This window comes from Gammaproteobacteria bacterium (assembly GCA_013816845.1).
GTDB lineage: Bacteria > Pseudomonadota > Gammaproteobacteria > DSM-16500 > DSM-16500 > Aquicella.
The window spans coordinates 283,354-298,041 of the sequence record JACDDU010000002.1 but is presented as its reverse complement, the minus strand read 5'-3'; the positions used below and the strand labels follow the sequence as shown (position 1 = coordinate 298,041).

10 protein-coding genes are annotated in these 14,688 nt (G+C 34.5%); 5 read left to right on the top strand and 5 right to left on the bottom strand.

The window, feature by feature from the left end; translation table 11 throughout:
- Positions 1-17: 17 nt before the first annotated feature.
- Positions 18-1,523, bottom strand: a complete 1,506-nt coding sequence (locus H0W64_05055; GenBank protein ID MBA3661069.1) for a hypothetical protein — start codon at positions 1,521-1,523, stop codon at positions 18-20.
- Between the two features lie 323 nt (positions 1,524-1,846).
- On the opposite strand from H0W64_05055, the gene H0W64_05050 reads away from it, so the two are divergent.
- From H0W64_05050 to H0W64_05040, 3 genes are all read left to right on the top strand, one after another.
- Complete coding sequence (locus H0W64_05050) at positions 1,847-3,823, top strand: ankyrin repeat domain-containing protein (GenBank protein ID MBA3661068.1); 1,977 nt, start codon at positions 1,847-1,849, stop codon at positions 3,821-3,823.
- A 416-nt stretch (positions 3,824-4,239) separates the two neighbouring features.
- Complete coding sequence (locus H0W64_05045) at positions 4,240-4,608, top strand: hypothetical protein (protein ID MBA3661067.1); 369 nt, start codon at positions 4,240-4,242, stop codon at positions 4,606-4,608.
- Between the two features lie 1,104 nt (positions 4,609-5,712).
- Entirely contained in the window at positions 5,713-6,237 is a 525-nt protein-coding gene (locus tag H0W64_05040) for an ankyrin repeat domain-containing protein (GenBank protein ID MBA3661066.1), read from the top strand.
- Positions 6,238-6,354: 117 nt separating this feature from the next.
- On the opposite strand, the gene H0W64_05035 is transcribed toward H0W64_05040, so the two are convergent.
- Positions 6,355-7,218 (bottom strand): LysR family transcriptional regulator, encoded by an 864-nt coding sequence (locus H0W64_05035; protein MBA3661065.1) that lies wholly within the window; start codon positions 7,216-7,218, stop codon positions 6,355-6,357.
- Between the two features lie 89 nt (positions 7,219-7,307).
- Here H0W64_05035 and H0W64_05030 point away from each other — a divergent pair, with 89 nt between their 5' ends.
- The gene (locus tag H0W64_05030; protein MBA3661064.1) at positions 7,308-9,263 is read left to right on the top strand and encodes a hypothetical protein; all 1,956 of its coding nucleotides are present in this window, start codon (positions 7,308-7,310) and stop codon (positions 9,261-9,263) included.
- Positions 9,264-9,498: 235 nt separating this feature from the next.
- Here the strand turns inward: H0W64_05030 and H0W64_05025 are convergent, their stop codons facing one another.
- From H0W64_05025 to H0W64_05015, 3 genes are all read right to left on the bottom strand, one after another.
- Entirely contained in the window at positions 9,499-10,071 is a 573-nt protein-coding gene (locus H0W64_05025; protein MBA3661063.1) for a hypothetical protein, read from the bottom strand.
- Positions 10,072-10,604: 533 nt separating this feature from the next.
- Positions 10,605-10,973 (bottom strand): hypothetical protein, encoded by a 369-nt coding sequence (locus H0W64_05020; protein ID MBA3661062.1) that lies wholly within the window; start codon positions 10,971-10,973, stop codon positions 10,605-10,607.
- A gap of 444 nt (positions 10,974-11,417) precedes the next feature.
- The gene (locus H0W64_05015) at positions 11,418-12,632 is read right to left on the bottom strand and encodes a hypothetical protein (GenBank protein MBA3661061.1); all 1,215 of its coding nucleotides are present in this window, start codon (positions 12,630-12,632) and stop codon (positions 11,418-11,420) included.
- Positions 12,633-12,876: 244 nt separating this feature from the next.
- Here H0W64_05015 and H0W64_05010 point away from each other — a divergent pair, with 244 nt between their 5' ends.
- On the top strand, positions 12,877-14,505 hold the full coding sequence (locus H0W64_05010; protein ID MBA3661060.1) for an ankyrin repeat domain-containing protein: 1,629 nt from the start codon (positions 12,877-12,879) through the stop codon (positions 14,503-14,505).
- Positions 14,506-14,688: the final 183 nt, after the last annotated feature.

Sequence of the window (14,688 nt, the reverse complement as noted above, 5' to 3'; positions counted from 1 at the left end):
ATAACTAAATTCCTTATTTAAATATTATGAGCAATCCGGTTTTCTCGGGTTGCTTGATAAGTATTAATATGTTGAATTATTTTTTTATAATCATCCATAAATGCAATATGGGGCGGGTTTGAAGGGAAACGATCATTGCTCTCAGGGTGAACGCTGGCTGATAAATTCATCTGTTGGAATAAATTACCAATCTCCACTAAATGCTCAAATGAAATTTGCGGATAAAAGTAAAGCCATCCTGAAGAATTAAATTGGCAGCCCTTTGTATTCAATAATTTTTGTATTGTAAGCGTTGCTTCATTTTTATCGGTGTTGATCAACCCCATTTTTTCTTTGAGGGCCTCAATACATTGATAAGCTGTACACAATTTTTTATTATAATAAGTTTCATTACGATCATCATAGTCTGTTGGATCCAAAACATCACCGGAAAGGTTGATCCCCAAAAAAAATGAATTAAAAGTAAGTAGTTTAAAGTTATTTTTTAAAAGTTCTGCTTTCAATTGTTGCACTTCAGCACCATATACGGGCTCTGGGTACGTCAAGTTACTATATAATCCAACGGCAACATCAATTTTATCGAGTTTACTGACATTAAGTATTTGTCCTTGGTGTGCAACACAGTCTTTTTTAGCAGTGTCAGCTGTGCCATTTTTATCTGCCTGACTGAGCAAACTGGCAATATCCCATGTACCTTGTGATCGCGCTCGATCTAAAGGTGTTTTATCTAACACCTTATGATGGATATCATCACCAGCAGCAATTAAAAGTTTCACACATTCAAGACTTTTAACTTGCACTGCTGAATGCAAATAACTACTAAGAAAATTGGCAAATGAACCAAGTTTTATATTTAAACCCAGTAAGATTTCTAGCATGTCTGATTGAGCTGTCTTCACGGCATGAAAAAGTGGGTCATCAATAAAATCATAATTATCATTAATTGTAGATAAATCAAAATTTTTACTTTTGACTATCGACACCAGTAAATTAAACATTTCTTTATCACGACACATGATCGCGATGCAAATTGCCAAGGTCATATCATGCAGCTTGAATAAATCCGCATCAAATCCTCGTTGAATAATTTTTTTAGATTGAAAAACAGTTGCGAGATAAATTAAGGACATCCCTTTATATGCCCGATCTATGGGATGTTCATCATCAAATAATTGTTGAAAATTTGCGTTAAAAATCATATCAACATTGTCTGCGTAAACAAGGAAGCATAGATAGGGAAAAATCAGTTTTAGAATTTTTCTTCGATCCAAGCTTATTTCCTGAGCTAAACACTCCCCGCCTTCTGTAAAAAGTTTAGTAGCACGATCAAAAAAAAGACTATAGATACCGTAATCTTTTCGATTGTTGAAAAGATCATATCGGGCTTCATCAGCCCATGCCTTAATGCCACTAAACTTATTTAGCGTTAACTCACCTAAACTAAATGGCGCGTCTGCTATTTGGGGTGATGTAAATATCTTTGTTAATGTATCTTTCTTATTAATATTGAATTGGGATAGCATGTCTTTTCCTAATGTCCCTATGGTCATAATTTTTGTATAGATGAGAATAAATATCAAAAATAATTTCATCTATTCGATTTGGCACATTTTACTTGGATATAAACCGGTTAACTACCAGAAATAAAATATTATTTGGTTTTATAATTAAGTTTCCAGGGAGTTAAATTTCTTATTTAATGGACTGATTAACGCAATTAATTTATTTTGCCAATTAATGTATTTAAAGCTTATGAGTTCATTATTAAGTATCTCATTAATAAATTTGTAAAAATAATGTGTATAATCGACGCATAAAATTTGCGTCCTTAAACAATAGGTCAAGTATGGTACAAAATATACTTAATACAGGTGAGACACTGAACTATCCTGCCAACCCACAAGGCGCTTGCGATGGTTATACCATTGGATGGATAGAAGCTATGCTTGCGAGTGAGGATTATTTATTCACCAACAGAATAAAAAAAATTCAACAAGATAAAAACATACTTAGAAGTTTAATTTCATCAGTTATATTCAAAGTCAAATCAAGAAAAGAATTAGTAGCCGAAGACCGCGCCTTGTTTGATATCCTTGGTTTTTATGAAAGATTAGAACTTTTTCATACGCCTGAAAAATATTACCCTGGCTTCTTTCCTAAACCTTTATCTCAGGGAAATATCGACGAAATTTCTTGTATTGCTTCCTCACAACCTATTATAGAAAAAGGCGGTTTACACACTGTTTATTCTGATTCTTTTATCTATAAACTAGAAGAGCTTGAAAAATATTTAGAGCATTTGTTGCAGATACTCTCATCTGTAGAATTTGATGATGATTTAAAAAATACTGGTATTCTAATCGCAAGTAACTTGCACATGGTGGGTATTATTTTTGATCATGTATTGAAGCAGTGGTCATGGTATTTGGACGCAAATGAAGGAGAAGCGGAGGCTGTACAAAATACACATGAATTAGTAAATAGTATGTTATCTTTTAAAAATGAATATGAACTTGTTGTAATTGATGGAAAATTCCAACCCGAGAAAGGTAAATTATATGTTACGAAAAGCGGTGGAAAACTTTGTTATGCGATTCTCAATTCACTGAATGATTTGATCATAGATAACATTGATGCAAAAGAATTAAAAAGTATTCCTAGTTTTCCCGTTAATTTACTACTCTCCACTTCGTCTCTTCATCATGAACAATTAAAACCCTATTTGTTACCGATTTTAAATATTGTATCAAGACGAGGACATACGCGAGATTCTCGCTACTTACCCTTGAATGTAAAAGTAATCACCGTTAAAAATAATAAACATTTGATGGAATGGCATCAGCGGTTTTCCGAGTTTAAAAATTATCAATCCATTACCCGCGAAATTGCGCATCGTTGCGCTACGGTTAATTTACTTTACATTGCCGCCCAACATGGAAATATTGAGGTTGTCAACAAGTTGCTGAGATATCCGGATTTACAAATAAACCACATTTTTGGTCAACAATTTTCGATACTCTACATTGCGGCTCAAAATGGCCATTATGATGTTGTGAATGCATTGCTTCAACATCCGAAGATTAAAGTCAATGAACAAATGCATGATGGCGCCACAGCATTGATGATTGCAGCCCAGCATGGTTATATTGATATTGTAAATGTGTTGCTAAACCACCCAGATATTGATTCCAAAAGACCACTTCATAATGGCGCCACTCCTCTTTTTATGGCAGCCCAAAATGGACATTGCGACGTTTTCAAAGCCTTACTCCCCTATTCGAACATTAATAAACGGTTTGATGGCGGTGCAACCGCGCTCTATATAGCTTCTCAAAATGGCCACTCAGACATCGTTGATATCTTGCTTAAAAGGCATGATATTAATATTAATAATGAATGTTTTAATGGAACAACACCACTTTATATTGCTGCATATAATGGACATTTGAATATTGTTGAGGCTTTACTTCAACATCCGCAAATAAAAGTGAACCATGCTATAAAAGATTCTAAGGCCACAGCGTTATTGATTGCTACTCAAAATGGTTACCTTGATATTGTCATTGCATTATTAAATCACCCTAACATTGATGTTAATGCAACCCTAAACAAGGGAACAACTGCACTTATCAGCGCTGTACAAAGAGGACATGTTGATATTGTGCGCGCCCTATTGGGCCGTCCTGATATAGAAATAGACAAACAATGTGATGATGGATTAACTGCACTTACCATTGCTGAAAAACTTGATAATAAGGAAATCGTTAATTTAATCAATCAGGCCAATATAACGAGACACACCACCGCTTCCTTTTTAAAGTAACGTATTTTGTTAAATCTAATAAAACCGGGATACTGTCTTTAAAAACAAGCAACCGTTTCATAGAAATTTAATGAATGATGCTTTTTTTTAAAGACAGTATCTACTGCTTGCTGAGTAAAATTATTAATGAATACAATTGTTGATCACCCGAAGATTATGTCATCAATTTTAAATTCTTTCATAAGCATCCGGTATCCTACGATATAATGAAAAGTGAGGCTCTAGCGAAGTTTTTAAAAATATTATTCCAATGCGTTTAAGATTGAACAGATAAACAAATATCAATTTTTAAAATAAAGCTTTGATGTGAATATTTTTTAATATTCAATAGGGAAAATTCCAAGCCAACTCGTATCCATCAATACTTGACCATAAAAGACATTTACGGTAAATATTCATTATAATAAGGTATAATTATGTTATCTATCTTTCAAGCTAATAAAAAAACTTTAACGTGTGAAGAGCTAATGAATCTTTCTGATGATAGGATCAGTGAGATTCTTAAAAGACTGAACGAAAATGAATTAAAAACTATTTATGATGAAAGCATTAAAATAGTAAATGAGTCCAAATTTCATATTAATGATAACTTCATTAAGACATTGGCTGATAAGTTTAACCGTGGTTTTTTAAGTATTCGCAGTACGTTAGAATTTCTACTTGACAATGAAAATAGTAATCTTGAAAGCGATGATATTGACCCGGAAACCGAATGTAACTTATCTCGCGAATGCCTTAACCATGTTATAGAAAAAGCTAATGAATTAAAACCAGAATATATATAAAACTAATCTATATCAAAAGGCAAATGATTTAAGAAGACTAATTGAAGTGGAACATCATAATCGACTCCACAATGAATGGAGTAATGCAATAAGTGAATCAATTAAAATACAGAGCAAACGTATTTAAGTTTTACTTTAAATAAAACATATTAACATTGATTTCAATTCTTGCTTCAATAGAACATAGCCATCTAGCAACCATACTTGCGAATACAGGCTTACGGTGAAGTTGGCCTAAAATACTGTTCGGTCTTACAGATAGTGGTGAGAAGGTCCTAATCTACATTACAGGTTTTGCGCCTTGCCTGGCTGCAAGATCACTTCTCCCATCCCAAGTGCCCTCAAGATTAAGCTCTTCAGCTTACGAATGTAGATACAAGCCTGAGTGCAACAAAGCGAAGCCAGAGAACCCCCTCAATAAACTTACGAATCACTCTCACAAAAATTTCTCTAAAAACTACTCGCCGATTTTTTAGTAACATTTCTGCTACGCTATTGAGGGGTACCGATTATAGAATTTTAATCCGCCCTATGCCGCTTTTGGTACTAGGATTACATGATTTTGGTTTTCAATATCGATTAACGGAAGATGAATAAATTTTTTTATTTTTTCAAAAACCTATAAGACTTATATGATAGGTGAATCACCTAGTCTACTAAATGTTTCGTGAGGGAAAATAAAAGTTTAGAAATGCACTCCGTGCTAGAAAGACAAAATATAAGAAGTTCTTGTCGGAAAAAAAGTTTAGATGTGCAAGTAAATACCATCATAATCTCAAACAAATTGTTCCAACTAGGATTATATAAAACCCTATTCAATGTTGACTAATTAATTAATTTGTTATAAATGTCTGTTTTAAAAATCTTATAATATAAAAAGGATAAACCATGCCCAAGTTTCAACCTAGCATAAACTCAGACCATTTTTCAGTATTTTTTGATAGTAACTCAAACGAACTAAGGATTCGCGAAGACGATGAGATTGTACAGAAATTACAATCAATTAATCAGGCTAATGATCTAGATTTCAATATTTGGGATGGTAATTTCAATTCAGCATTGTAGTTAGCAGCCGCTAATCATAAAAACAAATCTGTTGAATATTTGCTACAACATGGAGCAAAATCTTCCCTCGCAGTTAGTGATGGATTAACTCCATTACATATTGCCGCCCAGATTGGTAACCTGGATATTCTAAAGTTATTTTTAGAAACTCACCTTGGCTATATGACTACAACTAAACAAGATAATTTCGGGGAAACTCCACTTTTTCGTGCTATCGGAAACGCTCCAGACAATGTCTTAGCTAAAGTTGTTCAAATTCTATTAAAAAAAGACTCAAGCGCTGTGAATATCAATAATGAAGATAATACGAGCCCTTTAGAATTAGCACTATTACGCACTAATCCAGAAGTGATTAAATTATTAATTAATAATGGTGCAACCATCACAAACAAACTTGTTTCCGAAGCGGCGGAGCTTATGAAACAAAGTTCAAAACAACTTTGCAACAATATTTGGTTTTTAGATAAAAGAAGCCAAAGCAATAATAACTTAGCTGAATGTGCCAAGATAATAATTCAAACGAAGTCTCTTGATATAAGTGAATCGCCAAAAGCTCGCATGTAATGTTCAAAATACACAACTAAATCTGAATGAAATCCCTAAGCTTTTTATCCAGTTAGCGTACGCCCGGAAGACGCGTAGTACCCGGGCTATGTTATATTTTAAAACCAATAATTTTATTTAAACTATGTTTGCATCAAGCGATGCAATCAACTTTTTAATTGCCGATAATACAGTTTCTTTCGCCAACATTTTTCTATTCTCACTGCGATAAATCAAATACATTTCGCCTTGAAAAGCAGGCGCGTTAATTAATCGCTTCAATTTAGTTGCATATTCATAACTCACAAAACATGTAGGTAAAATCCCCATGCCAGCTCCGACTGTTGTAAGCTTGGCGACCATATCTAAATTATTGACTGAACAAATTCGATTTATATTTTGTTTTTTCTTTAGTTCTCTCAGTAAAAATTGTATTTGCGTGGATTGGTTATCACAAATGATGACTGATGGATCAAATTTTGCCTCAGCACTTATCCAATAAGTTATTTCAATATTTTTTATTTTATGCATGATTAAATCAGGATGCTTACTAGGGTCAAACACGACGCCTAAATCAAGGGAACCCTCGATGACTCCCTGCGTACTCTTAAAAGAAATATCGTTTAAAACTTGAATCTCTAATGATGGATAAGTGGCTAACAAGCTTGTGACGAGGACCGTGATATGGCTGATAAGTGCTGCGTGACAGCCAATAATAACTTTACCACTTACCTCCTCATTAAGTGCCTGAATACTTAATTCAGTCTTTCCCCATTTTTCTAATAATTCTCCCACATGAATAAATAATCGCCGACCGGGTTGTGTCAGTGTAACGCCTTGGCTATGCCGAATAAAAAGCGCAGCTTGTAGTGATTTTTCCAATCGGCTCATAGCCATACTTAGGGATGGCTGGCTCACACCCAATTTTTTAGCAGCGTGTGAAAAGTTTAATAAATTTGCAATCTCATAGAAATAAGTAAGATCAGTAAAAGATGGAGCCATAAAATTTACGAATACCTCATATAGTAGTCATTTATTTTTAAAATCCCTATTGATTGCATATCCTTGCCTCATTAAATATGAGGAACAATATGTTTCGTAATAACCGAAGATCATTTGATTTTTTTTCTGTGCAAAGCTTAGCTAAAAATAAAAACACTGTTATGTTTGCAGAAAAAATTACCCCACATCATGACATTCCTATTAGCAATACGATACAAAATACAGTAAATGGAGTCCGATCCAAATATAAAAAACTAAATCAATACAGTAAAGATGCTCTGAATTTGGTGTTTGCCACTACACAATGTTTATTAACGCCATCATTGATCGTTCCATTTTTCTGGGGACCGATTTACACTCATCTCCCCCATGTTCGATCTGGTAATCTTCTTGGGTATCTTGATTTCACAGGACGCGACGTCGATGTATTTACAAAAGCCGCTCAAAAAACTTCCAACGGTATAGCAACCTTTTGGGCCGGCCCCTTTCCTGTTCTCTATGTTACAAGTAATGATGCTAGACATGTTCTTGTTCGGGAGTCTCATGTTGGCATTGTGGATAAAGCCGCTAGTGAATATCTTGAGTGGCTTTCTGGTGGTAACAATGTTATGGGAACCTTTCCAGATTTTCGTCCAATTGACTCGGAAACCTACCAGAACCAACGTCGATTTTTGATGCGGCTTTTTCATAGTGGAACGAAGCTGCGGCTCCCCACAATAGAGAAGGTAACGAGCGACTTTCTGCAACATTATTGTGAAGAGCAAGGCAAAAGTCCGCACCCACTGCGGGAGCTCATCACGGCTTTGGTCTTGCGTACAAGTAGTCACTTACTTGGGATAACACAAGTTACGCTCGATAAACTATATTTCGAACAACCTGAGTTCGCCCAAGCTATTGACGCTGTAGCACATTATGGCATTTCCGAAAGAGCTAATTTTGCGCTTGAAGAAAAACTCTATGAAATATTTTTACACGTACTAAAAAAGAACTTCGACACCATTCTTGCTGAGACACAAGATACAAACTTAATTCGAAATATATTTGCTTCAATGGGTGTTGAATTCCCCAAAGTTTTTGAGGACTTCGATAAAATACCTATCGACATACAACATGCTCTAGCGATGAACTTTACCGCTACGGGTTTTGGTGCAATGGTCCATTCCACGGTGAATACACTGGATTGGGCTATTGCACGATTGCTCAACGATCAAAACCAGCTAAATGCACTCATAGAATTAATGGCAAAACATAAGGATCTCGACTTAACACAGGAAAACATTTTTGATAAAGGCGGCGTGCTCTTCCCATTGTGTGAATGGGTCCTTTATAATGTGTTTCTCTACCCACCTTTTTCTCACGAATTTTTTATCAATCGTAAATCGTTTAAGGCAACATTATCCGACCATTCAACAATAGATGTTCAAAGTGGTAGTTTCATTGTAGTAAATTATGTCCAGTGTAATCGATCTAATAAGCAAATGACTTCACCCGAAACATTTTCAGAATCATTGAAGGGAGAATCTACTGTAGGGCGATTTATAATCGATCCACAGGTTGCATCTTTTGGTGGCAGCATAAACAGCAAAGAAAATCGCATGAGTCGAATATGTCCCGGTGCCAAAACTTCCCTGTATGAGCAAATGATTATGATAGCAATTTTACTACGTGACTATTCCTTAGCACTTACTGATTCAAAAGAAATTTCTTACGAGGTAGATGCTAGCAAATATCCTCTGTGCACTCGATTAAATGAAGGCAATATTGTACTTACAAAAAATCAGCCCTCTGCTAATGATAATAAAAAGGTATTAGATCCAGCAATGTCTTCAACACAAACTGACATTCAAATACCACTCGATGAAAACGTGGCTATATCAAATGAGACGCATATTGCTAAACAAAAAAAGTATGGACATAATAAAAATGGTTTTTTTAATCGCGCAAAAACGGCGCTCTCACTATGTGATACAAATAAAGCTCAAAAAATTGTAGGTACAGCATTAACAATCGGAGCGGCATTCGCTGTCCATAAGCTGACGGTGTAATATTTTAGTTTACATTGAAGGGCTATACAACTCGCGCAGATGATTGTCCATCATGTTCTGCATGTGATGCGACTTCTTCGGTAATAATTATGGTGAATTAAGTAAGAGTGACATGAAAAAACGAAAGGCTTTCCTGGGTTACACGCGAAGCTGCAACCCAGGCTATTTGTTATTTCAGAAAAATTATACGAATTAAACTTAACATTGAGGGCTTGTGACTAGAATTTAATTTGAGTTATGCAGATCTATTATATTCCACTGCCGGTCTTTCTTTAATTATCTCTTCAAGCCTTTGTAACTCGTCGTTAAATTTGCTTGTTAATAATTCAATAAACATTGGAATATTCTGACGTATAGCCTCTCGCGTTGTTGAATATGCTTTTATTATATTTACATGGGTAGTTACACATGAAGAAAGGTCGCTAAGTAATGCTTTTGGATTTGCGAATGATTTTGTATCTGGGTGACAATTACGGTTTAAATATAATTTTAATATGCTTTCCTTGAGATGATCTAATATTTCTTCAGTTAATTTTATAGATGTAGCATAATATATGTTATTTGAATTAAAAGTTAAATGGACTTTCGATTCCTGATCAAAACTTATTGCAAACATTGATTCCTCAACAAAAGAATTTTCTTTTTTACAATAGCTAAATGATATGTTTAGCCCGTCATCATTTAAACCAATTATTAAATGTGCATGAAAATCTTGAGGGTCATAATCTAAAGCGGTCAATACCCCATTATATGCATGATATTTTCTTACTTCACTAGTTAGAGCTACCCCATTAAATAATTTAAACATAATACTCTCCTATCTTTAAATATTATTATTGTAGTGTTTATTTATCTACGCAGCACCTCTGCCACAATTAATGCGGTCGGAAGATTAAATCTAGCTATCACAGCTACCCCTCGAGCTTGTTAAATATGCATACAACTTAATACCTATTTTTAAAAAATCTTAAAATAATTTCTCAGGTGCGGGCAAAATAACAGAATGATAGTTGTAAGTACAGATGAGATTAAGGGGCATGACTTCCATCGCCATTTGGAAAAATAATTGAAAGAATTTTTTGCAAATTAATGTCTACATTTGGTTTAAGCCATTAGAGAAGTAAAAATATTGTTGTCTTAGCACGGCATTAAGAGCTTAGTTCTCTTTCAATCTAAAGTTGAAATTATTATTTTCATAGCACAGCTTTTTTCAATTAACTTATTTTAAACCGTATAACTTTGCCGTTTCGCTTAATTTATAAAATATATTTGGTCCCGACGGATTACCTCATGTCGAAACTCATAACCCCGCACTCAAATCATACGGGGTCATTTGAAAAGTTAATTCATATTGCGGTATTCACAAGAAACGCGCATCAGTTCACCCGTGGACTCATTTGTTATCACTAAACGACCAGAAGGGTCGGCTAATTGACCTTCAAAACGTTTATCATCCTGCAAGGTCACTGGCATCATACTTTTGTACGATACATCTTTATATATCCATTTAACAGAACTTAGGCCCCCGAAACCATTATCTGTACAAACCAACGTTTGTTGATGAGGATTAAAATTATAATCCACATGAATTCTACTTAAAGCTGATACTTCAACGTTATGAAATGGAACTTTATAAGGTGCATTGTCTATTGCAAAAGCGGTGGAACAACAAGCAAATGATAAAACAACAAGGCGTTCTAAAAATTTCATTTTTTATTTTCCTTAATTTTTTCCCTTTGAAGACATCATATTTACCATATCTATTTAGTTAAATCAAAAAATAAATTTGTCAGCAAGTATAACCTTGTTTAAGTCATAGTTTTACTTACAACGATATACATTAAATACTTCTCGAAAAATAGATGCACCGTCTAAACGCTAGGGTGTATAACTGCAGTATATTTTACTGAATGATATATCAATCAATAAAATGAAAATCCCATTGGGAACTTGCTCTCCACTTGAGGTTAAATAAAAAGTTAAAATTACCCGACATTGTACGTACATTTTTTAATGTCTCTGAAAATCTGCAACACAAAACTATTTCGCAATACGGAATAACAACAGGACATGCGGAAATTGATGTTTAAGTTAACCCGTAAATATCCTGCGCTAAGTTTATATTACAAAGTAGTTAACGTAATACCAAAATTATTATAGTTTGTTAGTACGTGTTGGCATCTTCCATTTGCTACACTTGTCACAAGTCTGTTTCATAAGACAACATAAACGACATACTGCTGACTCTTCCAGTGTAAGTCTGGACGTAGGATAAGTTTGCAGGCTTGATGTTTTAGCTCGACATAATTCGTAAAAAACCGGGCCAGCTAGCATCGTCCCACCGCCTGTACACACTCCCAACCACCAACCCCAACTATAAACAAAATGAGATTTACCCAGATCTGGAGAGAAAAATGGCGTTTTGCCTTCAACTAGCTTGCTACGATCAAGTTGCTTCTTTTCATATAAAACTTTATCAAAACCAACACATGCTGCTTGTGCTAGGCACGCAGGAAAATAACTTTCTATGCTGCCAATCACCTTGATCGCTGCTAAATTATTCTTGAAACTTTCAAAACCTCCAAAATCTTTATAATGACTATCGTAGAGCTCGAGCGCTTCGGTAAACAGTTTGTCGTTAAAATGATAACCTGCTTTAATAACCTCTATAGTTTGTTTTTTTAAGTAGTCGTGGAATTCATTAATAGCTTTCTCGCCATCTTCATCAGTCTTCGATTCACTGATATCTTCAAACACTTTTCTAAGTGCTATAGAATCATTTTTAATTCGTTCTTCTTCTTGCTTTTCATAGCCTTCAGGAAATTGCTCGACGTGCTGTTTAGCTAACGCTTCTTCGCCATTTTTTAACAAATTCATATAACTTTTTAGCATTTCAACCATTTCCTTATATTCGCCTACACTTGTGTCTTTTGCACCGGCGGCGATTTGATAAGCGGTGCCATAAATTTTTCGACCTGCATCATCAACCACAGTTCCTTTTATCAATAGTAAACGAGGATCACCTTTTATAATGGACTCCGCCTCCAATTTTTCACCCCGTACTACATGGGTTAAAAATTGATTTACACATTGCATAAATTGACTTGCAGGTTGTTGTTTAAAAAATAAATTCAGATCATAGCTTACACGAGATATAAAATATTGATCAGCCTCAGAAATGTATTCACCTATTTGCAGAAGAATCTCATCAGGAAGTTTTAGCAAGTAGCCATTTTCAGGTTGAGATACACGCGGTATGAGTTCTTGTTTCGCAGTGTTATTGTTATTGTTATTGTTATTGTTATTGTTATTGTTATTGTTATTGTTATTGTTATTGTTATTGTTCATTTCAACTCTTCTCGATTCCACCTCACACCTCGTTATTGTATTGATTATCTAGCTTGTGCAAAGTATACCAGTCAAGACTTAAGGATAGCTTAAATTTAAGCAATATGAAATGGAATCAATTTCGGATTAATTAACGGAAATATAGGTTAATTCAAGGCTAATGACTTAACCGGATCAGTTTTGAATAACTAATTACAACATAATAAAATGTTAAGTTTTACCTTGTATGATCTTAAAAACTTTCGCTAAAAAAGAGTATAGAATCATGTTGCATAACGAAAATTTTTTGAGCGTCACTCAAGAAGAAGAAATACGTTCAGCGATAATGAAAAATGATGTAGATTACATCACAACTAAAATTGACAAGGAATGGAAAACTGCAAATATATTATTGCGACCCTTTAACTCTTCACTATTAATTATAGCTGCTAATGAAGGCCAGGTTGCCATGGTCGAGGCTTTAATTCAAAATGGGGCCGATGCTAATCACTTTGATCGTATGGGAAGCTATGCCATCGATTACGCATCTTTAAAGGGACATTTAGAAATTGTCAAAATTCTTTTACCTCTCACTGACCCCTCCAACCTGGATTATGCACTAGCTTATGCTTCAAGTCAGAGTCAAAATCAAATTACTAACTTAATTAAACAAAAAGCTTTACCTAACTCTCATTGGATAGTACAAAGGGTCATAGAACTTCGTCCCAATCTAGCAAAAACAAACATCATGAAAGGTATCTGCAACGGTGTAGCCGAGGCTTCAGCATTAATTAGCGATATCGATCGTTTCAACAAAAACTTTGAACTGATGCGCTTAATTTTACCTAAAGATTTTAAAAGAAAAGCTACTGAGGACCACAAGAAATTGATTGATAGCTTACTAGCATTTCAAGATCCCGAATCATACTTACAAAAAAACTTAACGATAGATTTTAAGGGAATAAAAAATCTTATATTGAGAGTATGTGATTCCACTATCAATCAAATTGCACTTGTTCCAAAAATTAGTCCAGACTTTTCGGATGAAGATTTAAAAGAGAAAGGAGGTTCCACCGCTATTGCATTGTTGTCAGGTATATATACGAAGAATGAATTAGTGAGTCGTTATTTACGACCACTTCGGGAATTTTTTGATACACTTTCAGCTAACCAACAACCGGCCTATTTCCATATAAGTCTGGCAGCGGTTACCGCTTCTCACGACAGTCATGCAATTGCTATTCGGTATGACTTCAAATCAAAAGATTGGATATTAGTCGATTTCAACCAATACCCCATCGCAAATCGTATAGGAAAAGATGATGACGAAATGGCAAATAAAATTTTTATACATTTAGTTCAATGTAGCGATGAATCAATTGTAAATCCGAGAATTGCATTTTCTTCTAAGGTGTCCGTTGAGAAAAATTTAGTTGATTTCATAAGCCCTCACATAGTCAAATGGGAAAAAGATATGAATGATCTTCACAACGTGAATGAACGAGCAAATATAGAAAGCAGCACAAAAGAATTCTGGATTAACGTTGCTGTAAGAGGTGGCAATATAGAAACAAGTAGAGCATTGATGAAACATACTACTTTTTTTAATCATCATAAATATCAAGCGAGAGATGCGGCAACAGTTACTGTAAAAGTTGCACTACCATTTATAATTGCCCAACTTTTGCAAGGATCATCTTTAACTGAAACCCTGAGATATTCAATGTGTTTCGTATTAATATTTGTTCTTGCCCTTTCATTACGCGATCGAAATGAAATTCGGTGCGCTGGAAAACTAAGTGAGGCATTTCCTGAAGTTTTAAAAAATAGACAAAATTTTACTGTTAACAATAATCATGGAATTGAATTTCAGGAAGATCAAGAAGACTTGATACGGATGAAAAAATTTGCATAGCGAAAAAACATTTATTAGCTACCGAGTCCCCACGAATTTTTCGCCAATTATATTTATACGAAATTATTTTTATTGTTATAAAGTAACTTTGCTCTTTGGAATTTCACTTTCTTAATCGTGAAAGAATCATATCTATTAACTCATCAATTAGTTAAGGCCCCTTTTTATTTTAATTTTCATAAC

Excerpts from the sequence above, each read along its gene's own strand:
- H0W64_05035 (MBA3661065.1), bottom strand. The coding sequence starts at position 7,218 with ATGGCTCCATCTTTTACTGATCTTACTTATTTCTATGAGATTGCAAAT.
- H0W64_05020 (MBA3661062.1), bottom strand. The coding sequence starts at position 10,973 with ATGAAATTTTTAGAACGCCTTGTTGTTTTATCATTTGCTTGTTGTTCC.
- H0W64_05030 (MBA3661064.1), top strand. The coding sequence starts at position 7,308 with ATGTTTCGTAATAACCGAAGATCATTTGATTTTTTTTCTGTGCAAAGC.
- H0W64_05010 (MBA3661060.1), top strand. The coding sequence starts at position 12,877 with ATGTTGCATAACGAAAATTTTTTGAGCGTCACTCAAGAAGAAGAAATA.
- H0W64_05055 (MBA3661069.1), bottom strand. The coding sequence starts at position 1,523 with ATGCTATCCCAATTCAATATTAATAAGAAAGATACATTAACAAAGATA.
- H0W64_05025 (MBA3661063.1), bottom strand. The coding sequence starts at position 10,071 with ATGTTTAAATTATTTAATGGGGTAGCTCTAACTAGTGAAGTAAGAAAA.
- H0W64_05045 (MBA3661067.1), top strand. The coding sequence starts at position 4,240 with ATGTTATCTATCTTTCAAGCTAATAAAAAAACTTTAACGTGTGAAGAG.
- H0W64_05050 (MBA3661068.1), top strand. The coding sequence starts at position 1,847 with ATGGTACAAAATATACTTAATACAGGTGAGACACTGAACTATCCTGCC.